Here is a 21,301-nt window from a genome sequence, read left to right on the forward strand (position 1 = left end):
GAGCCCTCAATGCAAATCATTCTTTTAGAAAAAGTAACAAACCTGGGCAACCTCGGCGACATCGTTCGCGTTAAAGACGGTTTCGCTCGCAACTTCTTAATTCCACAACGTAAAGCTCGTCGTGCGACTGAGGCAGCTATTGCTGACTTTGCAGTTCGTCGTGCTGAGTTAGAGAAATTGGCTGCTGAGAAATTGGCTGCTGCTGAAGCTGTTGGCATCAAGCTCAAAGACATGGTTCTCGAAATCAGTCAAAAAGCGGGTGTTGATGGTCGTTTGTTTGGTTCTGTAACCAATCATGACATCGCTGATGCTTTGAAAGCTAAAGGTTTCACAATTGAGAAGTCTTCAGTTCGTTTGCCTACTGGCCCATTGAAAATGGTTGGTGATCACCCTGTAGCGGTTGCTGTTCATACCGACGTAGTTGCAGACATTACCATTCGCGTAGTTGGCGAGCAAGCTTAAGTTTTAACTCTGTAAACTAGCCTCATGGCTGAATCCCGTTCACGTTCCGTTACGCTGAATCCCGGCATGATGGGTTCTGGGGATGCAGTCGTGCAGGCTTTAAAAGTCCCGCCGCATTCAGTAGAAGCCGAGCAATCACTGCTCGGCGGTCTACTTATCGATAACTCCTCTTGGGATAACCTTGGTGGAGTACTAAACGACAAAGATTTCTATCGCCCTGAGCACGCTTTGATCTACAAGGTCATCGCACGTTTGGTTGGTGACAATCATCCTGCTGATGTGATCACTGTCTATGATGCAGTGAAGTCTGAGCAGGGTGGTGACCTAGTCAGTATTGATTATCTCAATTCATTAGCGCAAAACACGCCAAGCGCAGCGAACATTAAAGGCTACGCTGACATTGTTCGTGATCGCAGTATCCTGCGTCGCTTAATTGAAGTATCAGACAGCATTGTTAATTCAGCATTCGTTCCAGAGGGGCGTACTGTTAGAACGCTTTTGGATGAAGCTGAGTCACGCATTCTGCAGATTGGTGAGGAGGGTAGTCGTAAGGCTGACTATCTTGAGATCGAGCCTTTGCTTAAAGCTGTAGTTGCTCGTATTGATGAGCTCTATAACCGCCAAGGTGGTAGCGACATTACTGGTATCGCAACAGGCTTCCTGGATTTAGATAAACAAACTAGTGGCTTACAAAAAGGTGACCTAGTCATTGTGGCCGGAAGACCCTCGATGGGTAAGGCGCAGCCATTAGATGCAAAAGTGAAGACTGTAGATGGTTGGAAGTTGATGGGCGACCTCAAGTTTGGAGATCGACTTGCTTCTATTGATGGTCAATTCTCTATGGTTACGGGCATTTACCCGCAAGGTATCAAGCAAATTTATAAAGTCACTTTTTCTGATGGTCGTGTAGCTGAGTGTTGCGATGAACATCTTTGGCGAGTGATGTATCGAGATTGGTCTGAGCCAAAAGTGATCAATACCTCTCGCCTTGTCGAGATGTTGAAGTCCGTACGATATAAAAATAGGCTTTGGATAGAGCCTGTAAGCGGAGAATTTGGACACACAAAAGAGCTTCCAATTCATCCTTGGGTACTTGGTGCTTTATTGGGTGATGGAACCCTGGCTTTATCTCATAGTAGTGTGATGTTTTCCACTAAATCACCTGAGCTTGTTGATCGTATCAATATGCTTGCAGGCTATGAGATGGAGCTAGTGCATGCGAATGCATATGACTGGAGGTTAGTCTCTAAAGAAAGAATTGCCGCCAACGGTCAAAGAGTGGCGGTGAAGACAAATTACTTTAGAGCTGCTCTTGATGAATTGGGTGTACTAGGTTGTAGAAGTTTTGATAAATTCATCCCTTCTTTGTATCTTGAGGCAGGGAAAGCCTCCCGTCTAGCTTTGTTTCAAGGGCTTATGGACACTGACGGATGGATCGAAAAGTGGGGCTCTATTCGTTTTTGCACTTCTAGTAAACAATTGTCCGAAGATGTTGCTTCTTTAGCGAGATCTTTGGGTGGATTTTGCTCAATCTCGCGGAAGCAATCTTCTTATACCTATAAGGGTGAGCGCAAACAAGGGCGTTTGTCATATGTTTTAAATATGAGCTTTAGTTCAGGGTTTGAGGCTTTTAGCTTGCCCGAGAAGAGAGAGAGACTCAGAGCATGCTGGAGTCGTCAACGTAGATTGACGTTTAAGAGTATTGAGTTATCAAGGGAATCGGAAGCGCAATGCATTTCGGTTAGCCATCCACAAAGAACGTATGTTACGAATGACTATGTTGTTACACACAACACTGCATTTGCTTTGAACATCGCCGAGAACGTTGCATTGGCAGAAGGCTTGCCTGTGGTGGTTTTCTCAATGGAGATGTCAGGTGAACAGTTGGCTGCCCGTTTATTGGGTTCAGTAGGGCGCGTTGACCAAGGTCGCATGCGTACCGGTAAGTTGCAAGATGACGAGTGGCCACGTGTCACTGATGCTATTGCCCGTTTAAGTAATACCCAAATTTTGATTGATGAGACCGGTTCCTTATCCAGCTTAGAGTTGCGTGCACGCGCACGTCGCATTGCTAGAAACTTTGGCGGAACGCTTGGTTTAGTTGTGATTGATTACTTGCAGTTGATGAGCGGCTCTGGTTCTGAAAACCGTGCAACCGAGATTTCTGAAATCTCTCGATCGCTCAAATCTCTCGCGAAAGAATTGCAATGCCCAGTAGTGGCGCTATCTCAGTTAAATCGTGGTCTTGAGCAGCGTCCCAATAAACGCCCAATCATGTCTGACTTGCGAGAGTCAGGAGCTATCGAGCAAGATGCCGACTTAATTATGTTCATCTATCGTGATGAGGTTTATCACCCAGACACCACTACAGACAAGGGTGTGGCAGAAATTATTATCGGTAAGCAACGTAACGGCCCAATCGGCACGATAAGACTCAGTTGGCAAGGTCCATATACTAAGTTTGATAACTTAGCGATGGGATCAATTGGCTACTCCTCTGGCGGTTACGAGCCATTCTAAGTAAAGAAAATTGATAAAGAAAAAGCCTCACGCTGTGAGGCTTTTTTAATGCATCAAATGAATCAGATCATTTTATGATTCACATCATGAATCTTATTTTCCGCCCATACATTTTTTGATAGAAGCATCTTTAGCTGCACCATAGAGTGGCTTGCCATCTTTGCTGACTGCCTTAGCTTCGCAATCATTCGGCTTTGTATCACTCATACATTTCTTAATTGAAGCGTCTTTAGCTGCGCCATAGAGCGGCTTACCATCCTTGCTCAGGGCCTTAGCTTCACATGCTGCTTGATCAGCAAAAGCATAGGTAGGAAGTGCAAAACTCAGTGCAATGCTTAAAGCGACGATGATTCTTTTCATCTTTACTCTCCTGGATGGTTACCCCTGTTAATGGGCTGTTTGATTAGACACTTTAACCAAAATTTAAGTTTTAGAAAACATAGGGAAAGCGCTATTAACCCTAAAGGTTCTGGTTACTGGGGTGCCATTCTTCGTGCTTCAGTAAATTTCGCCGCCCAGTAGGGCGAGGTAATGTAATCAAGGCGAACTGTTCCGCCCGCGCTTGGGGCATGAACAAATCTGCCTTGCCCCACGTAGATCCCCGCATGGGAATATTTTTCACCGGTGGTATTGAAGAAAACCAAGTCACCTGGAGCGGGTGCTTCGCCTTCTATGCTTTTACCTTTGGTGCTCATCAGTTGAATAGTGCGAGGCAGCTTGATACCGGCTGCTTTGTTATAGACGTAAACAATGAGACCGCTGCAATCAAAACCACCCTTAGGTGTATTGCCGCCATAGCGGTAGGGAACATCTACTAAGCCTACCGCTGCAATAGAAATATCTTCAGTGCCAACGCTAGTGTCTTGCTTAAATTGTGTAACTCTTGAGCTGCCGGACTTCCCGCTGAATGTGCTACATCCGCTTAGGATGAGTAAGCTACAAATAAAAATGCCGCACCCAAGAAGAGTGCGGCATGAGGGGATTTGCTTAGAGTGCGTCAGCAGCATGATCCGCAAGACGAGAGCGCTCACCACGAGCTAGAGTCACGTGACCACCATGACGCCAGCCCTTGAAGCGATCAACCACATAAGTTAAACCAGAGGAACCCTCAGTTAGATATGGAGTGTCGATCTGAGCAATATTTCCTAAACAAACAATTTTGGTTCCGGGTCCTGCGCGGGTAACCAAAGTCTTCATTTGTTTTGGCGTGAGATTTTGCGCTTCATCAATAATGACAAACTTGCTGACAAAAGTTCTGCCGCGCATGAAGTTCATGCTCTTAACTTTAATACGTGAACGAATCAACTCTTGAGTGGCGGCACGGCCCCACTCGCCAGCGCCATCATCATTGCGTTGAAGGACTTCAAGGTTGTCATCAAATGCGCCCATCCAAGGCTGCATCTTTTCCTCTTCAGTGCCTGGTAAGAAGCCAATATCTTCGCCAACTGGCACTGTGGCGCGGGTGATGATGATTTCGTTATAGCGCTTGCTATCGAGAACTTGCTCAAGGCCAGCAGCTAATGCCAGCAAGGTTTTGCCGGTTCCCGCCTGACCTAGCAAAGTTACAAAGTCTACATCTGGGTTCATAAGTAAGTTCATGGCAAAGTTTTGCTCGCGATTACGGGCTGTAACACTCCACACATTATTCTTCTGGTGAGAGAAGTCCCTTAATGTTTGTAAGAGAGCAGTCTTACCGTTAATTTCCTTAACTTGGGCATAGAACGGTGTAGAGCCATCAGGATTCTCTTGATAGACAAACTGATTGACCAACATGCTTTGCACAGATGGTCCAGTTACTCTATAGAACATGGTGCCAGATTTAGAGTCGGCCCAACTTTCCATATCCTTGCCATGCTTTGGCCAAAAATCTGCTGGCAAAGTCATGACACCAGCGTACATCAAGTCACGATCTTCTAAGACTTGGTCATTGAAATAGTCTTCAGCAGGCAATCCCAATGCACGTGCCTTAATACGCATATTGATATCTTTGGATACCAATACTACTTCTTGACCCTTGCGAGTTTTTTGCAGCTCGCTGACTACTGCCAGAATGAGGTTATCGCCTTTGCCTTCTGGAAGGCCTTCAGGCAATGCTTGTGTAGCAAGTTTTGTTTGGAAGAATAGGCGACCAGTCACATCTTGATTGCCTAACTTATTGAGGGGGATGCCTTCATCCAAAGTGCCGCTAGTGCCTGCAATAAGCTGATCGAGTGATCTGCTGACGGTACGGGCATTTCGCGCAACTTCAGTCATTCCTTTTTTATGGTTATCCAACTCCTCTAGAGTTGTCATTGGTAAATACAGATCATGCTCTGAGAAGCGGAATAAAGAGCTTGGATCGTGCATTAATACGTTGGTATCTAAAACGAATAGGCTTGGAGGCCCTGTGCGAATGACACGCTTTGGTTTTGCGGGCGCCGGCGCTTTGCTTTCACTGCGAATTGGGCTGCGGTCTAATTTAATTTTCTCGAGGGCTACCTCTGCTTCGGTCAAATCCTCGTCTGCATCATTGGTCCAATCAATCGCTTCCACTACCACCGGTTTTGCTGGAGCGGGGCGCTTCTTTAAGTCGGGAGTATCTTTGCGACTGAGTTTCACTTGATCAGCAATTTGAGTGGGGATTGGGGGCAGTGGCATGAACTCTCCTAAAAGAAAAAACCGCCAAGCGGAGTGCATTGACGGTTTATTACGAAACTGGTTACAGCGAGGACTGAAAAACGGAGAGGGTTACTCTCCGCACCTGATCTGAGATATTCAGGTTTATGATTCAAACGGATTGTCTGACTTTCCCGTCGTTTACGGTGCATATGAATCACTTTACCCCAAATTTTGGGGTTTGCAAGCACCTCAGAATAAATTGTTGTAAAAATTATTTGGTGGCTTGGGCTGCTTGTAACACTTCTGTCACATGGCCTGGGACCTTAAGACCGCGCCACTCTTTAACCAGATTCCCAGAGGAGTCAAATAAGAAGGTGCTGCGCTCTACGCCACGGACTTGTTTGCCGTACATATTCTTCATTTTCATAACGCCAAATATCTGACAAAGCTTTTCTTCGGTGTCGGCAACCAACTCAAAAGGAAGTTGTAATTTGCTACGGAAGTTGTCGTGTGATTTGAGACTATCTCGGGAAACCCCTACTACTAGAGTATTGGCTTTGGTGAATGCTTCAATGTTGTCTCTAAATTCACCGGACTCAGCTGTGCAGCCAGGAGTCATGTCTTTAGGATAAAAATAAAGAACTAGCTTTTTGCCTTTTGCGGATGCAGGTGAAAATGTCAATCCAGAAGTTGCTGGAATCGCACACTGCGGCATAGGTTTACCGATAGCTACTGTCATGATGATCTTTCGTTGGTTGTCTCTACTACTTATTGAATTATTAGTTATTTTGAATGATTAATTCGCCGCTGCGATTAGGTATTTCACCCCAGGTCAGTGGCAATACCGCTATTTTATCTAGTTGTTTGGTGGCTTCCCAGGATTTATGAAGTTCGCCCATCGTGACCAGATCGTGGCCTTGATTTAGCCATCCAGCTAATAGCTGCTCAAATGCGGGTAATAACTTTTGACCTTCAAGCTCAGCGTGTAGCGTGAACACTTGGTCGTTGGGATTGCTTTGAGTAATCTCTAAAAGCTTTTTGACTGCACCAAACTCATCGGCACCATCGATGCCAATCAGCTCATCAAAAGTAGGGAGTGTTGTTGGGTATTGAACATGCCTTGCTTTGCCAGAAGTTAGCTCAAGGCGATAGGGTACAAGATTGGGTTCGGCTCTACCATCAGAAGAGTAAGCAATCCCCCATTGGTCGAGCTGTTCAAAAGCTGCCGAATTCATTTGCCATCCAGCGGCGCCATAAGTAACTGGTGCATGACCAAAAATCTCTACAAATCGATCCCAACTTTTTTGCATCATGGACTTTGTCCATTGCGTATCTTGAGTGCGTACTGCATCTTGCCAGGCAACGTGATCCCAGGTGTGAATGCCAGTCTCATGACCCGCTTGATCAATAGCGCGCATTTCTGCTGCAGCCCTCTTGCCAATGTCTGGTCCGGGAATGAGCACGCCATAGAGCAATGTCTTGATGCCGTAATGCTCTACAACAGAGGTGCGACTCACTTTTTTCAGGAAGCCTGGGCGGAATACGCGCTTCAAGGCCCAACCGGTGTGATCGGGTCCAAGGCTGAAAAGAAAGGTCGCCTTGAGTCCAAAACGCTCTAGAGTGCGAGCTAGATTGGGTGCGCCTTCTTTGGTGCCGCGTAAGGTATCAACATCAACCTTGAGAGCAATCTTAGCCATGAACCTTTAGGTTTACTTTCTCTTATTCTTTGTCAACTAAAGTGCGCGCTTTTTCTACGTCTTCGCGATAGGCTTCAAAAATATTCTTGAGCGCATCGGACATCGTAGTAGTTGGCTTCCAACCTAGTTCGCTCATCGTATTGTCAATTGCTGGTACACGATTTTGAACGTCTTGATAGCCCTCACCATAGTAGGCGCCAGAAGTAGTTTCCACAATCTTTACTTCATTGGCAGTCTTCGCATATTCAGGAATGCTGCGAGCAATTTCCAGCATTTGATTAGCTAGTTCACGAATAGAGTGATTATTTTTGGGGTTGCCGATATTGTAGATCTTGCCGTTAGCAACACCATCTTTGTTATCGATGATGCGCATTAAGGCATCGATACCATCATCAACATAAGTAAAGGCGCGCTTCTGGGCACCACCATCAACAACGTTGATAGATTCGCCGCGAACAATATGGCCCAAGAACTGAGTCACCACACGAGAGGAGCCTTCTTTTGGCGTGTAGATACTATCGAGACCAGGGCCAATCCAGTTAAATGGGCGGAATAGGGTAAAGCGTAAGCCTTCCATGCCGTAACCCCAAATTACTCGATCCATCAGCTGTTTAGAGCACGCGTAGATCCACCTTGGCTTATTGATTGGGCCATAAACCATATTGGATTGAGCGGGATCGAATTCGCCATCCTCACACATTCCATACACTTCAGATGTTGAGGGGAATACCAAGTGCTTTTTGTATTTCACTGCAGAGCGCACGATCGGTAAGTTAGCTTCGAAGTCGAGCTCAAATACTTTAAGTGGTTGCTGAACATAGGTTGCTGGTGTTGCAATCGCAACTAAAGGCAAGATGACATCGCATTTACGAATATGATACTCAACCCATTCCTTATTGATGGTGATGTCACCTTCAAAGAAGTGCATGCGTGGATGGTTCACCAAGTCACCAAGGCGATCGTTTTGCATATCCATGCCATAGACATCCCAATCGGTTGTCTCAAGAATGCGCTTGGAAAGGTGGTGACCAATAAAACCGTTAACGCCAAGAATGAGTACTTTTTTCATCTTTACTGCCTCGTTTTAATCTAATTTATTTGCTTGCTGGAAACCATTCCAAGATTTCTACTGCTTGATGGTCGCCGCAAATGCCGAATACCCGATTATCAACCACTTGGATGCCACAAACCTCAAGAGTGAGATTGGCTGGAAATGGCCCGTTTAGGCTGGTGCGGGCAACTATCATGGCCTTGCCTTCATGAGCTGTAAAGGCGCCTGGATAGGGCGGGGCAACGGCTCTAACCAGGTCGTGGACCTGTTTGGCCTTCTGATTCCAATGAATTTCCCCGTCAGCAGGCCTTCTGCCGCCAAAATAACTACCTTTTTGGAGTTCGTTGGGCTTGCGGGGGATGTTGCCTAGTATCAAGCTGGGAAGTACCTTTTCGATAACGCTTACGGCAGCCTGGCTTACCTTGCCAAATACATCGGTGGCAGTTTCATCTGGACCAATGCTGACGGCTACCTGCCCAACAATATCTCCTGCATCTGGCTTTGCTTCCATGACGTGTAAGGTTGCGCCAGTTTCTGTTTCGCCGTGCAAGATGGCCCAATTCACTGGCGCACGTCCACGGTATTTTGGTAGCAGTGAGCCATGCATATTGAGTGCGGCAATTTTTGCGCACTTCAATATCTGCTCCGGAATCATGAAGCGATAGTAGAAGGAAAAAATATAATCTGGTGCAAGTGTTTGCAGCCTCGGAATGAGGCCTACCAATTCATTTGCATTTGGTGTGATGCACGGAATATTTTTCTCGGCACAGAGTTTGGCCACACTCCCAAACCAAACATTTTCACTGGGATCATCTTGATGGGTAACTACGAGGTCAACTTGTAAGCCGGCGCCAAGAAGCGCCTTTAGGCAATTAACGCCTACATCATGATAAGCAAAGACAACTGCGCGCAATTATTTTTTCTCTAAAACAGTTTGCACAACATAGCGTGGACGTTTGCGAATTTGCTGATAAATGCGGCCAATGTATTCACCCAGAAGACCAAGCCCAAAGAGCATCACGCCAATTAGGAAGAAGGTCAAAGCGAAAAGGGTAAATACACCCTCAACCTCAGCGCCCAGAACAAAGCGACGCACTAGTAGGTAGGCAAACAAGCTTCCTGCAGCAAGAGATAAAAGCATGCCCAGAATCGAAAAGATCTGTAGCGGCATGATGGAGAAGCCGGTAACCAAGTCAAAGTTCAGGCGAATCAACTGATATAGGCTGTATTTGGATTCACCTGCAAATCGCTCTTCATGTTTAACAGTGATCTCTACTGGGTTTGCAGAAAAGGTATATGCCAGCGCTGGAATGAATGTATTGCTCTCATCGCATTGGCGAACTAGATCAATAATGCGGCGACTGTAGCCACGCAACATACAGCCTTGATCGGTCATTGTGATGCGCGTAATGCTTTCGCGCAAACGATTCATCGCACGTGAAGCAAATCTTCTGAAGAAGCTATCACGACGATCTGCGCGAATAGTGCCAACGTAGTCATGACCTTTTAATAGTTGCTCAGTAAGCGCACCAATTTCTTCAGGAGGATTTTGTAAGTCCGCATCCAGAGTAATGATGTATTCGCCTTTGGCGTATTCAAAGCCAGCCATGATTGCCATATGTTGGCCAAAGTTGCTATGAAATAAAACTGCGCGAGTGACGTCTGGGCGTAAATCCACTTGCTTGGAAAGAATGCCGGCGGAACGATCTTTGCTACCGTCATTTACGAAAACAATTTCGTAAGTAATTTTACGTTTGGCGGCGAGCGTATCAAGCGCCGGATAGAGGCGATCAAAGAGTGCTTGGAGACCATCTTCCTCGTTGTAAACGGGAATAACAATGCTGAGTGTTGGGTTGGCAACTAAATTTGCAGTCATGCTGCAATTTTGCCTGATTCTCAGGGCTAAACCCCAATAACGTCAGTTTTTACGGTATTTATGCAAAATTCCGACCAATCCCCTGGCTATACGGCCAATATCCTCATCTGCCATCGCAGGAAATAAAGGAAGTGTGAGGATGGATTTACCAATTCGTTCTGCGACTGGTGTATCAGAGGTTTTATAGCCTTGGTTTTTATATAAAGTGAAACCTGTAATAGCGGGGTAATGAACGCCAGTACCAATACCCAGATCTTTTAATTCAGTCATGACTTGGGCGCGATCAGTATTTAACTGTTCAAGCGGTAAAACTACTTGGAACATGTGCCAGTTACTTTCAGTAAAGTTTTCAACTGGAAGCTCCAACTTCAAATCCTCTAATGCGGCAGCTTTTAATTCAGTGCGAATGACATCAAAGTATTGACGGGCTAATGCTGAGCGACGTGCTTGATATGCGGGTAGTTGTTTAAGTTGTTCAAGACCTATGGCTGCGTTGACATCTGTCAGATTATCTTTGCCGCCCAATACATCAACATCCATACCATCCATGCCTTGGCGGGTTAACCCCTGAAGACGGAATTTCTCGGCAAGCTTTGCTTCATCTGCGTTATTAAGCACAAGGCAACCACCCTCAATAGTGGTGAGATTCTTGTTGGCCTGAAAGCTGAAGCTGACTAGGTCACCAAAGCTACCAATCTTCTTACCTTTCCATTGGGATCCAAAGGCTTGTGCAGCATCTTCGATGACACGAAGATTGTGTTGCTTCGCCAGAGCATAGAGCTGATCCATATCAACAGGAAGGCCGGCCAGATAGACTGGCATGATTGCTCGGGTCTTTGGTGTGATTGCAGCGGATACTTTGTTGAGATCAATGTTACGCGTGACTGGATCAATATCTACAAACACCGGTTTAGCACCCACGCTCAAGACGACATTCGATGTTGCCACCCAAGAGATTGGAGTAGTAATGACTTCATCGCCATGCCCTATGCCTGCCACCTGTAAAGCAATCTTCATGGTTGCGGTGCCATTGGCAAAGCAGCGCACTGGGCGACCACCAAAGTATTCGCTTAGGGCTAACTCAAACTCAGCCAACTTCGGCCCAGATGTAACCCAGCCCGAACGCAATACTTTCGAAACAGCATCAATCGTTTCTTGATTGAAGCTCGGGCGCGTAAAGGGAATGAATACAGGGCTGTTAGACATGATGTTTCTTATATTACTTCACTGTGCCACATTCGATATATCTGGATGTTTCACGATAACCCTGCGAGAGTCGCGATCAACTTCTTGCATTGGAAAATTCTGAGCCTGAAGAGCATCAAACTGTTCTGGAACCATAATGGCATAGGCTGTTTGATCTTCTTTCCAGCGAGCTATGAATGCATCTAGGGTGGGCATCCAGAGCTCGGGTTCTTGATTGACGCCAAACTCGAGTTCATCAGGAGATTCCACCATGATCATCGTTCTGCCTAAATAGAAAGGCACGGTGTGATCTAAAAGACGGATGGAATAGAAATTTACTTTCTCAGGAATGCTTGCTTTCACTCGGTCTACGAGATCAATGCCGGAGACTGCGCGACCTAAGGTCTCATGACCTGTTCCTGCGATGATGGTGCAGAGAAAAAACCCACAAGCAAAACTCACAATACTTTGTATGCCATTACGTTTACTTTGCCATGCTGCATAAGTGCTAAAAATGATTAGCGCTGACAATGCAGCAATAACCCAGTATGTATATTGCGCATATGCATCAATCTCGTCAGGCCTTGCTTGTCTGCTAATGGTGTCCAGAAAGAAAAACCCAATACATCCCAAAATCGAGAAGCCTATTGTTTGTAATTTCCAGGGTGATGCCATGGTGTTAGTGTGACCAAGCAAGCGATCTAAGCGAGTACCAATAATCAAAGCAAGCGCAGGAAAAACAGGAATGATGTAGCCGGGCAATTTGGAGCGTGAAACGCTAAAGAAAGCAAAGATCACTACAAACCAGCAAACCAACAGCCACCCAGCTGAAAACTCGCGGCGGCGCTCATTCCATGCTTGTGCAATTGCTCCTGGAACCTGCAGAAACCAGGGTAGCAGCCCAATCAGTAACAGTGGCACAAAGTAATAAATAGGGCCTGTTCTACTGTGGGCATCTTGAGTGAAGCGTTGCAGATGTTCATGAATAAAGAAGAATTCTAAAAATTCAGGATTACGCTGTGCCACCAAAATAAACCAGGGAGCGGTGATTGCTAAGAACAAAATAGTCCCACTAAATAAGCGTAGTCGAGTCCAAATTTTCCAATCCCAGGTGCTTAGTGAGTAAGCAACAAAGACCATCGCAGGTATTGCTGCCCCAATGATGCCTTTCGATAAAGTGGCGAGAGCCATAAATAGCCAGCAAGCCCACATCCAATTTCGATAGCTGTTTTTATTGTGAGAAGTTTGTGCAAGCAAGAGGCTGCATAGTGCAGCGACTAAAAAAGCGGACAAGCCCATGTCGAGTGAATTGAAGTGGCCACTGATAATCCACATTGGACTTGAAGCCAATACAACGGCCGCCAACCATCCTGCTCGAGCGTTATAAATTCGAGCGCCGGTAAATCCAACTAAGAGCATGGTGAGAAACCCAGTAAGCGCAGTCCAAATTCTTGCCTGCCAATCGCCAATACCAAATACTTGAAATGCTGCAGCAGTAGCCCAAACTTGTAATGGTGGTTTTTCGAAATACTTGTAGCCGTTGTATCTAGGTGTAACCCAATCACCTGTAACGAGCATTTCGCGAGCGATCTCTGCATAACGTCCCTCGTCGGAAGGGATGAGGTGGCGATAGTTCAGAGTGCCAAACCACAGTAAGCCGTAAATAATGACCAGCAACAAAATCTTGCCTGGATGCAGTGCTGAGGACTGTCGAATTTGACCAAATTGCATTAATCGGTCTCCACAATCAGGGCCAACAAGACCTGACGTCCTTCACCCACCAGGATGTTGTATGTACGGCAGGCGGCCTGAGAATCCATGATTTCAAAGCCAATTTTGGCGGAAATCAGGGCTTTAAGGAGTTCTGGCTTAGGAAAGCGCTGGCGTTTGCCAGTCCCAATAAGGATTAATTCTGGTTTTAAATCAACAAGTTGCGAGAAGTGATGGGCTTCCAAGTCGTCAAATGACTTTACTGACCACTCTGTAATGGCGCCATCTGAGCTCAGGACAACAGCATGGGCGTAAGGAGTCTTATTGATCTCTACGTAACCATCGCCGTAGCCGGTGATCGTATTCGCTCCGTAATGGGGGTCAGATTGAAGCTTCAAGTGGACTCTCTGTCATAATTATGTGGATTATAGCTAGCTGTTTTTTCTCATATTTCAAGAACTTACCCTTTAATTTATTGTGAAACCGATCCGAAAGTCCCAAAAGCTCGATAACGTCTGTTATGACATACGTGGGCCGGTGCTCGAGCTTGCTCAGCGCATGGAGGAAGAGGGCCACAAAATCATTAAATTAAACATCGGAAACGTAGGGGTTTTCGGTTTTGATCCTCCTGAAGAGATTCAGTTGGACATGATTCGTAATTTAAGCAACGCCTCAGCATATTCGGATTCCAAGGGAATCTTTTCAGCTCGCAAGGCGATCATGCAGTACTGCCAAGAAAAAGGCATTCAAGGCGTGACCTTGGATGATGTGTATACCGGTAATGGTGTTTCTGAGTTGATCGTTCTTTCCATGAACGCACTCTTAAATGATGGTGATGAAGTCTTGGTACCAACACCAGATTACCCGCTGTGGACTGCCGCTGTGAGTTTGTCGAGCGGTACGCCTGTGCACTATCTCTGTGATGAATCCAAAGACTGGGCTCCAGACTTAAATGATCTGCGTAAAAAGATTACGCCGCGCACCAAAGCAATTGTGGTGATCAACCCAAATAATCCTACTGGTGCAATTTACTCCAAAGAAGTTTTGCTTGAGCTAACGCAGATTGCTCGTGAACATGGTTTGATTTTGTTTGCCGATGAGATTTACGACAAGATGTTGTATGACGGCGAGAAGCATATTTCTCTCGCATCTTTATCGACTGATGTAGTCACTATTACCTTTAACGGCCTTTCTAAGAATTACCGTTCATGTGGCTATCGTGCTGGCTGGATGATTGTTTCCGGCGATAAAGAGATGGTGCGCGATTACATCGAAGGCTTAAATATGTTGGCCTCAATGCGCCTATGCGCAAACGTACCGGGTCAATATGCGATACAAACCGCTTTAGGCGGATACCAAAGTATTAATGACTTGGTGGGCGATGGCGGCCGTCTTGCAAAACAACGTGATCTCGCTTGGAAATTGATTACCGATATTCCAGGTGTAACTTGCGTGAAGCCTAAGTCAGCTTTGTATTTATTTCCAAGGTTAGACCCAGAGGTTTATCCAATTGAGGATGATCAGCAATTTGTAGCCGATCTTTTAAAAGAGGAAAAAGTATTGTTAGTGCAGGGCTCCGGTTTTAACTGGGGCAAACCTGATCACTTCCGCGTAGTGTTCTTGCCTCACGAAGATGTTCTGAAGGAGGCTATTGGCCGCCTTGCACGTTTTCTGGAGCGTTATCGTAACAAGCACAGCCGTAAGGCTTCTTCAACTGCAGCAAAGGCATCATGAAACCGATTCAAGTAGGTCTTTTAGGTATTGGCACTGTTGGTGGTGGCGTATTCACTGTTCTCGAGCGTAACCAAGATGAGATTACTCGTCGTGCTGGGCGTGGTATTCGTATTAATACGGTTGCTGACCTCAATGTAGAGCGCGCTAAGGAGCTTGTTAAAGATCGCGCACAAGTGGTAAACGATGCTCGTGCTGTAATCAATAACCCAGAGATCGACATCGTTGTTGAATTAATTGGTGGTTACGGCATTGCTAAAGATTTGGTTCTCGAAGCTATCGCTGCTGGTAAGCACGTTGTGACAGCCAATAAGGCATTGATCGCTGTTCATGGCAATGAGATCTTTAAAGCGGCACACGCTAAAGGTGTGATGGTGGCGTTTGAAGCTGCTGTTGCCGGTGGCATTCCAATCATTAAAGCTTTGCGTGAGGGCTTAACAGCTAATCGCATTGAATGGATTGCCGGCATCATTAACGGCACAACAAATTTCATCTTGTCAGAGATGCGCGACAAAGGTTTGGATTTCGGAACTGTTTTAAAAGAAGCGCAACGTTTGGGTTACGCCGAAGCTGATCCTACTTTCGATATTGAAGGTGTTGATGCTGCTCATAAAGCAACCATCATGAGTGCAATTGCATTCGGTATTCCAATGCAGTTTGAAAAAGCGCACATCGAAGGTATCACTAAATTAGATGCGATTGATATTAAGTACGCAGAACAATTGGGCTATCGCATTAAGTTGCTTGGTATTGCAAAGAAAACTTCAACCGGTGTTGAATTGCGCGTACACCCAACCTTAATTCCCTCTAAGCGTTTGATTGCTAACGTTGAAGGCGCCATGAATGCTGTGCAGGTGTTTGGTGATGCCGTGGGAACAACTTTGTATTACGGCAAGGGCGCAGGCTCTGAGCCAACGGCTTCTGCTGTAATTGCAGACTTGGTAGATATCACCCGTTTGCTTAGCGCTGATGCCGAGCATCGCGTTCCTTACTTGGCATTCCAACCGGATGCTGTACATGACACGCCGGTATTGCCGATTGGCGAGATCACCACTAGCTACTACCTGCGCTTGCGTGTGGCTGACCAGGCTGGTGTTTTAGCTGATATCACCAAAATTTTGGCTTCACATGGTGTTTCTATTGATGCGCTCTTGCAGAAAGAGGCTGACGAAGGTGAAAGCCAAACTGATTTGGTTGCCTTGACTCACGAAACCAAAGAAAAAAACATGCTTGCTGCGATTAAAGAGATTCAAGCTCTTAAAACTGTTGCAGGTGAAGTAGTGAAGATCCGTTTAGAAAATCTGTCTTAAGTAAAACTCAGTAAATTACATGCGTTACCAATCTACTCGTGGCAATAGCCCACAACAAACTTTTCTAGAAATTTTGTTAGGTGGATTGGCGCCTGATGGCGGCTTATATTTGCCTACTCAATATCCAAAAGTCACTGCAGCGCAATTGGATTCTTGGCGTGGCTTGTCTTATGCAGATTTGGCTTACGAAGTGTTAAGTCTATATTGCGACGATATTCCAGAAGCTGATTTGCGTGGACTCTTGCGTAAAACTTATACCGAGCAGGTCTATTGCAATGGGCGTCCACAGGACAACGCTAAAGACATTACTCCGATACATTGGTTGGGTGAAGAGCATGGAACTCGTATTGGCCTTTTGAGTCTCTCGAATGGACCTACCTTGGCCTTCAAGGATATGGCAATGCAGTTGCTCGGCAATCTTTTTGAATATGCTCTCAAGCAAAAAGGTCAGCATCTCAATATTTTAGGTGCCACTTCTGGTGATACTGGTAGCGCCGCTGAATATGCAATGCGCGGTAAAGAGGGTGTAAAAGTGTTCATGCTTTCACCTCGCGGCAAGATGAGCGCCTTCCAATCTGCACAAATGTATTCCTTGCAAGACCCCAATATTTTTAACTTGGCAGTAGCTGGCGTCTTTGATGATTGCCAAGATATTGTTAAAGCAGTTAGTAATGATCACGCTTTTAAAGCCAAGAATCAGATTGGTACAGTGAACTCTATTAACTGGGGTCGGGTAGTGGCTCAGGTGGTCTACTACTTCCAAGGTTATCTCCTGGCAACAAAATCTAGTGCTGAAAAAGTCTCCTTCACTGTGCCATCCGGTAACTTCGGAAATGTTTGTGCTGGTCATATTGCACGCATGATGGGATTGCCGATTGAGCATCTAGTTGTGGCGACCAATGAGAACGATGTCCTCGACGAGTTCTTCCGTACTGGCGTATATCGGGCTCGCAAGTCTGCTGAGACACTTCATACATCAAGCCCATCCATGGATATCTCAAAAGCCAGTAATTTTGAGCGTTTTGTATTTGATTTCATGGGTCAAGACGGCAAAGCTACGGCAGGCATGTTTAAGCAGGTAGATGAAACTGGTGGTTTTGATATCTCTAAAGAAAAGGTTTTCAAAGATTTAGGTAAGTATGGCTTTCAATCAGGTCGTAGCACTCATGAGAATCGCTTAGAAACTATTCGTGATATTGATAAGCGCTACGGCGTCATGATTGATACGCATACTGCTGATGGTGTGAAAGTGGCCCGCGAGCACTTGCAAGCTGGTATCCCAATGATCATTCTTGAGACGGCATTACCAATTAAGTTTGAAGAAACGATTGAGGTTGCTTTGGGTCGACCTGCTGAATGCCCGCCTGCATTTAAAGATATTAAATCTAAGCCGCAGCGCGTAGAGAATATTGATGCGGATGTTAGCCAAGTTAAAAACTTCATCACTACCCATCTCAACTAAATACATAAAGCACTATGACTAAGCCTCCGATGTTGACTGCTCAGCAGGCTTTAGATCACTTGCTCTCCCATGCAAAGCCTGTAGAGGAGTGTGAGAGAGTTGCTATGCAAGCGACCCTGGGTCGCGTACTTGCTGAGGGTGTTAATAGTTTGGTAGATGTTCCGCCACTGGATAACACCTCAATGGATGGTTATGCAGTGCGTACGGCAGATACTCAAACGGCTGGCAGTGTTCTCAAAATCGCTCAGCGTATTCCGGCTGGATCTGTTGGCAAAACACTAGAGCCCGGTACTGCCGCCAGAATTTTTACTGGCGCCCCAGTGCCCCCCGAGGCAGATGCGGTAGTCATGCAAGAGGATTGCACCATTCCCGAGGACTCTACTGATCAAGTGCAGGTCAATATTACGCCTAACTCAGGTCAGTGGATTCGTCGCAGAGGTGAAGATCTCACTGAGGGCAAAACTTGTTTGACAGCGGGTACATTCTTGCGTCCACAAGAGCTAGGGGTGGCTGCTTCTGCTGGCTTAACGCATCTCAATGTAAAACGCAGGGTAAGGGTCGCAGCGTTCTTTACTGGTGATGAGCTTGCGCTCCCAGGCGAGCCTTTAAAGCCCGGTGGTATCTATAACTCAAATCGCGATACTTTATTAGCTTGTCTGAAGTCGCTAGGTTGCGATGCAATGGATTTAGGCATTGTTCCTGATCGTCTAGATGCCACTCGTGAAGCACTGCGTAAGGCAAGTAAAGATCATGACTTGATCATCACCTCTGGTGGTGTATCAGTTGGTGAAGAAGATCACATCAAGCCAGCCGTAACGGCTGAAGGTAGATTGGACTTATGGCAAATTGCCATTAAGCCTGGCAAGCCATTGGCGTTTGGTGCGGTACGTAAATCAAGCGAGCCTAAAGACGGTGAAGCCTGGTTTATTGGATTACCTGGCAATCCAGTTTCTAGCTTTGTAACCTTCTTATTATTTGTTCGCCCCTTTATTTTGAAGTTGCAAGGGCGTGATGTGAAGAGCCCGCAATCGTATTTAATGCGTGCGGATTTTGATTGGCTAAAAGCCGATCGTCGCAATGAGTTCTTGCGGGTTAAGATGAATGATCAAGGCGGCCTAGATTTATTTCCGAATCAAAGTTCAGGCGTCCTTACTAGCGCATCTTGGGGTGATGGTCTAGTTGATTGCCCGCCAAACCAACCAATCAAAGCGGGTGATTTAGTGAAATACATTCCCTTTGATGCACTTCTCAAATAATCGGTTTACGATTGGCCCATGAAACTTGAATTACGATTCTTCGCCTCATTGCGTGAGGCGCTTGGCATCTCGCAAGAGACTATTACTGTTCCGGCAACAGTTAAGACGATAGCTGAACTCAGGGTATATCTCATTGAGCGCGGTAGCCCTTGGTCTGAGGTTTTGGCCGAAGGCAAGGTATTGCGCTGCGCTCTTAACCAACAGATGGTCGATCCTGTTACCCCATTACAAGATGGTGCTGAAGTAGCATTTTTCCCGCCTGTAACTGGGGGCTAGTATGTCCAAATCATCTATTCGTATCCAGGAAAATGACTTTGACCTTAGTGCTGAAATAGCGGCGTTACGTAAAGGTGATCCAAGGGTTGGTGCAGTAGTGTCCTTCTTGGGTACCGTTCGCGATATGAATGACGGTAGTCAAGTAAAAGGTATGACGCTTGAGCACTATCCTGGGATGACTGAAAAGGCATTGCAAGAAATTTTGGATCAAGCCAATGCGCGTTGGGATATCTATCAAACTCTAGTGATTCATCGAGTGGGCCCGCTTTTACCCGAGGATCAAATTGTATTGGTGGCTGTATCGAGTGCACACAGAGGAGAGGCCTTTGCCGCCTGTGAGTTCATTATGGATTACCTGAAAACAGCAGCTCCATTTTGGAAAAAAGAAGACACTTCTGAAGGGGCTCGGTGGGTAGATGCCCGTGTAACTGACGAGGCTGCAATGGCCCGCTGGAATAAATCCTAAGTTGTATTGCATTTTTCGTAAGAGAGATTTCAAGTGAAAAAATTAGTTGCCGTTTTGTTGACTGCTATTGCTATTGGTGTATGTGCTGCAGAGAGGCCTGTTGTAAAGGTTGAAACAGGTAGCTTGCAAGGTGTGATCGAGTACAACATGCAGGCGTTTAAAAATATTCCATATGCAGCCCCTCCTGTGGGTGACTTGCGCTGGCGCCCTCCGCAACCAGCGCTTGCCTGGAATGGAACACGTGATGCTAGTAAGTTTGGTGGTGCTTGTCCGCAGCAATATATTAAAAATCTTAACGACGGTCTTGGGTTGCCAGGCAGTGAGGATTGTTTAAAGCTGAACGTTTTTACACCCTCTAAACCTAATAAGAATTTGCCAGTCATGGTTTGGTTCCATGGTGGCGGTTTAATCGTAGATGGTGCTAAAGATCCACAATTCACCCCAATCAATTTGGTGAAGAATGGTGTCATCGTTATTACGGTTGACTATCGTCTTGGATCATTGGGCTTCTTTGCTTCAAAAGAATTAATTGAGGAAGCAAAAGCCAAGGGTGAGCCAGTAGGCAATTACGGCACTATGGATCAAATTGCCTCTTTAAAGTGGGTCAAAAAGAATATTGAGGTATTTGGTGGCGATCCTAATAATGTGACGATCTTTGGCCAATCAGCTGGCGGTAGAAGTGTTACTTGGCTGATGGTTTCAGATGCGGCTAAGGGTTTATTTCACAAGGCGATTGCCCAAAGCGCGCAACAAAGTCCTTTAAGGGGAATGACTGAAAAGCGTTTTGGCTTAACACCAGAGGTGGATATAGGCGCTAAATTTATGTCTGCACTTGGCGCAAAATCGTTGACTGAATTAAGAAAATTACCAGTTCAAAAATTAATACTTGATGGTAACTCTTACTATGCTGGTGAGTTTGGCGGTCCGTTTGTAGATGGTCAGATCTTGAAGGGCGATCCCATTCCTTTATTTGCCGCTGGTAAGCAGGCGAAAGTACCTTTCATGATTGGTACAAACTCATTTGATAGCGATTTCATGTTACCTGGTGAGCCAGCCTTAGATATCTTTTTGAAGAATGTGCACGAAGACCCAAAGATTATTGAGCGGCTCTATGCCAATGTAAAAGATAAATGCATTTTGAATTCTTTTGTAATTCAGGATTTGATGTATCGCGCCAGTACAAAGCTGCTAGCAAATAGTATGAACGGTATTGCCCCAGGTTATGCCTATTACTTTGATTACTTAACTGAGAATATTCGAGCTACTTTACCGGGTGCACCTCATACTTACGAGATACCTTATGTCTTCGGTAGTTTGGGGTTAGTGACCCAAGCTCCTAAGCAGGCCTTATCTGGCGAGAATCAATGCGATCGAATTGAAAAGGATATTGCTGGATTCAAGAAAACACATGTTTGGCCAAAAGATTGGTTTCCAATTGTGAATAAAAATAGCCCTCAGGATCAAGCAATGTCCGAGAGCTTATCTGCCAGCTGGGCGGCTTTTGCCAAAACCGGCAATCCAAATGTGAGTGGTCAGGAAAATTGGCCTACATACAACCTGAATGCAGACGTTATGAGAAATTTTTCACCTGGCTCAGAAACGATTACAGGATTATTTAAAGATCGGGTGGCTTATCAAGCTCTGCATTTAAGAGAAATCTATGCGATCGAGCGTGTCAAAGACGCCTTCTAAAATTCAGTC

At 45.7% G+C, this 21,301-nt stretch carries 20 protein-coding genes; 9 read left to right on the top strand and 11 right to left on the bottom strand.

Going from position 1 to position 21,301, the window contains the following annotated elements; all coding sequences use genetic code 11:
- The first annotated feature begins 9 nt into the window (after positions 1–9).
- Complete coding sequence (rplI, locus tag ICW03_RS02315) at positions 10–462, top strand: 50S ribosomal protein L9 (RefSeq protein WP_215348560.1); 453 nt, start codon at positions 10–12, stop codon at positions 460–462.
- A gap of 69 nt (positions 463–531) precedes the next feature.
- The gene (gene dnaB, locus ICW03_RS02320) at positions 532–2,982 is read left to right on the top strand and encodes a replicative DNA helicase (protein ID WP_371819918.1); all 2,451 of its coding nucleotides are present in this window, start codon (positions 532–534) and stop codon (positions 2,980–2,982) included.
- A 93-nt stretch (positions 2,983–3,075) separates the two neighbouring features.
- On the opposite strand, the gene ICW03_RS02325 is transcribed toward dnaB, so the two are convergent.
- From ICW03_RS02325 to ICW03_RS02375, 11 genes are all read right to left on the bottom strand, one after another.
- On the bottom strand, positions 3,076–3,342 hold the full coding sequence (locus ICW03_RS02325; RefSeq protein ID WP_215348562.1) for a hypothetical protein: 267 nt from the start codon (positions 3,340–3,342) through the stop codon (positions 3,076–3,078).
- A gap of 113 nt (positions 3,343–3,455) precedes the next feature.
- Positions 3,456–4,013, bottom strand: coding sequence for a C40 family peptidase (locus ICW03_RS02330; protein WP_371819898.1), 558 nt, complete (start codon positions 4,011–4,013; stop codon positions 3,456–3,458).
- On the bottom strand, positions 3,970–5,619 hold the full coding sequence (locus ICW03_RS02335) for a PhoH family protein (protein ID WP_215348564.1): 1,650 nt from the start codon (positions 5,617–5,619) through the stop codon (positions 3,970–3,972). Before ICW03_RS02335 ends, ICW03_RS02330 begins: the two co-directional genes overlap by 44 nt.
- Positions 5,620–5,851: 232 nt before the next feature.
- Complete coding sequence (locus ICW03_RS02340) at positions 5,852–6,319, bottom strand: peroxiredoxin (RefSeq protein ID WP_215348566.1); 468 nt, start codon at positions 6,317–6,319, stop codon at positions 5,852–5,854.
- A gap of 40 nt (positions 6,320–6,359) precedes the next feature.
- Positions 6,360–7,277 carry a polysaccharide deacetylase family protein gene (locus tag ICW03_RS02345; protein WP_215348567.1) on the bottom strand — a complete coding sequence of 306 codons (918 nt, stop codon included), beginning with the start codon at positions 7,275–7,277 and terminating at the stop codon, positions 6,360–6,362.
- A gap of 22 nt (positions 7,278–7,299) precedes the next feature.
- A complete protein-coding gene (locus tag ICW03_RS02350) occupies positions 7,300–8,346 on the bottom strand; it encodes a bifunctional UDP-4-keto-pentose/UDP-xylose synthase (RefSeq protein ID WP_215348569.1) in 1,047 nt (348 codons plus the stop codon).
- 25 nt (positions 8,347–8,371) lie between these two features.
- Positions 8,372–9,241, bottom strand: a complete 870-nt coding sequence (locus ICW03_RS02355) for a formyltransferase (protein ID WP_215348571.1) — start codon at positions 9,239–9,241, stop codon at positions 8,372–8,374.
- Entirely contained in the window at positions 9,242–10,204 is a 963-nt protein-coding gene (locus ICW03_RS02360) for a glycosyltransferase (protein ID WP_215348573.1), read from the bottom strand.
- Positions 10,205–10,246: 42 nt separating this feature from the next.
- Complete coding sequence (locus tag ICW03_RS02365) at positions 10,247–11,410, bottom strand: DegT/DnrJ/EryC1/StrS aminotransferase family protein (RefSeq protein WP_215348575.1); 1,164 nt, start codon at positions 11,408–11,410, stop codon at positions 10,247–10,249.
- A gap of 18 nt (positions 11,411–11,428) precedes the next feature.
- Positions 11,429–13,120, bottom strand: coding sequence for a glycosyltransferase family 39 protein (locus ICW03_RS02370; RefSeq protein ID WP_215348577.1), 1,692 nt, complete (start codon positions 13,118–13,120; stop codon positions 11,429–11,431).
- Positions 13,120–13,497: an Mth938-like domain-containing protein gene (locus ICW03_RS02375; RefSeq protein WP_215348579.1), complete on the bottom strand. Its 378-nt coding sequence runs from the start codon at positions 13,495–13,497 to the stop codon at positions 13,120–13,122. Before ICW03_RS02375 ends, ICW03_RS02370 begins: the two co-directional genes overlap by 1 nt.
- A gap of 79 nt (positions 13,498–13,576) precedes the next feature.
- Here ICW03_RS02375 and ICW03_RS02380 point away from each other — a divergent pair, with 79 nt between their 5' ends.
- Genes ICW03_RS02380 through ICW03_RS02410 form a run of 7 tightly spaced genes read left to right on the top strand, consistent with a single transcriptional unit; the run spans position 13,577 to position 21,292 of the window.
- Positions 13,577–14,833, top strand: coding sequence for a pyridoxal phosphate-dependent aminotransferase (locus ICW03_RS02380; RefSeq protein ID WP_215348581.1), 1,257 nt, complete (start codon positions 13,577–13,579; stop codon positions 14,831–14,833).
- Complete coding sequence (locus tag ICW03_RS02385; protein WP_215348583.1) at positions 14,830–16,140, top strand: homoserine dehydrogenase; 1,311 nt, start codon at positions 14,830–14,832, stop codon at positions 16,138–16,140. Before ICW03_RS02380 ends, ICW03_RS02385 begins: the two co-directional genes overlap by 4 nt.
- Positions 16,141–16,159: 19 nt before the next feature.
- Entirely contained in the window at positions 16,160–17,602 is a 1,443-nt protein-coding gene (thrC, locus tag ICW03_RS02390) for a threonine synthase (RefSeq protein WP_215348584.1), read from the top strand.
- A gap of 14 nt (positions 17,603–17,616) precedes the next feature.
- Entirely contained in the window at positions 17,617–18,858 is a 1,242-nt protein-coding gene (glp, locus tag ICW03_RS02395; RefSeq protein WP_251374435.1) for a gephyrin-like molybdotransferase Glp, read from the top strand.
- An 18-nt stretch (positions 18,859–18,876) separates the two neighbouring features.
- Positions 18,877–19,134, top strand: a complete 258-nt coding sequence (gene moaD, locus ICW03_RS02400) for a molybdopterin converting factor subunit 1 (protein ID WP_215348586.1) — start codon at positions 18,877–18,879, stop codon at positions 19,132–19,134.
- 1 nt (position 19,135) lies between these two features.
- On the top strand, positions 19,136–19,600 hold the full coding sequence (moaE, locus tag ICW03_RS02405; RefSeq protein ID WP_215348588.1) for a molybdopterin synthase catalytic subunit MoaE: 465 nt from the start codon (positions 19,136–19,138) through the stop codon (positions 19,598–19,600).
- Positions 19,601–19,633: 33 nt separating this feature from the next.
- A complete protein-coding gene (locus ICW03_RS02410; RefSeq protein ID WP_215348589.1) occupies positions 19,634–21,292 on the top strand; it encodes a carboxylesterase/lipase family protein in 1,659 nt (552 codons plus the stop codon).
- Positions 21,293–21,301: the final 9 nt, after the last annotated feature.

Source organism: Polynucleobacter sp. MWH-Aus1W21, assembly GCF_018687275.1.
Taxonomy (GTDB): domain Bacteria; phylum Pseudomonadota; class Gammaproteobacteria; order Burkholderiales; family Burkholderiaceae; genus Polynucleobacter.

What these genes read in the sequence shown, in the direction of transcription:
- rplI (WP_215348560.1), top strand. Translation starts at nt 10, where the DNA reads ATGCAAATCATTCTTTTAGAAAAAGTAACAAACCTGGGCAACCTCGGC.
- dnaB (WP_371819918.1), top strand. Translation starts at nt 532, where the DNA reads ATGGGTTCTGGGGATGCAGTCGTGCAGGCTTTAAAAGTCCCGCCGCAT.
- ICW03_RS02325 (WP_215348562.1), bottom strand. Translation starts at nt 3,342, where the DNA reads ATGAAAAGAATCATCGTCGCTTTAAGCATTGCACTGAGTTTTGCACTT.
- ICW03_RS02335 (WP_215348564.1), bottom strand. Translation starts at nt 5,619, where the DNA reads ATGCCACTGCCCCCAATCCCCACTCAAATTGCTGATCAAGTGAAACTC.
- ICW03_RS02340 (WP_215348566.1), bottom strand. Translation starts at nt 6,319, where the DNA reads ATGACAGTAGCTATCGGTAAACCTATGCCGCAGTGTGCGATTCCAGCA.
- ICW03_RS02345 (WP_215348567.1), bottom strand. Translation starts at nt 7,277, where the DNA reads ATGGCTAAGATTGCTCTCAAGGTTGATGTTGATACCTTACGCGGCACC.
- ICW03_RS02350 (WP_215348569.1), bottom strand. Translation starts at nt 8,346, where the DNA reads ATGAAAAAAGTACTCATTCTTGGCGTTAACGGTTTTATTGGTCACCAC.
- ICW03_RS02360 (WP_215348573.1), bottom strand. Translation starts at nt 10,204, where the DNA reads ATGACTGCAAATTTAGTTGCCAACCCAACACTCAGCATTGTTATTCCC.
- ICW03_RS02365 (WP_215348575.1), bottom strand. Translation starts at nt 11,410, where the DNA reads ATGTCTAACAGCCCTGTATTCATTCCCTTTACGCGCCCGAGCTTCAAT.
- ICW03_RS02370 (WP_215348577.1), bottom strand. Translation starts at nt 13,120, where the DNA reads ATGCAATTTGGTCAAATTCGACAGTCCTCAGCACTGCATCCAGGCAAG.
- ICW03_RS02385 (WP_215348583.1), top strand. Translation starts at nt 14,830, where the DNA reads ATGAAACCGATTCAAGTAGGTCTTTTAGGTATTGGCACTGTTGGTGGT.
- thrC (WP_215348584.1), top strand. Translation starts at nt 16,160, where the DNA reads ATGCGTTACCAATCTACTCGTGGCAATAGCCCACAACAAACTTTTCTA.
- glp (WP_251374435.1), top strand. Translation starts at nt 17,617, where the DNA reads ATGACTAAGCCTCCGATGTTGACTGCTCAGCAGGCTTTAGATCACTTG.
- moaD (WP_215348586.1), top strand. Translation starts at nt 18,877, where the DNA reads ATGAAACTTGAATTACGATTCTTCGCCTCATTGCGTGAGGCGCTTGGC.
- moaE (WP_215348588.1), top strand. Translation starts at nt 19,136, where the DNA reads ATGTCCAAATCATCTATTCGTATCCAGGAAAATGACTTTGACCTTAGT.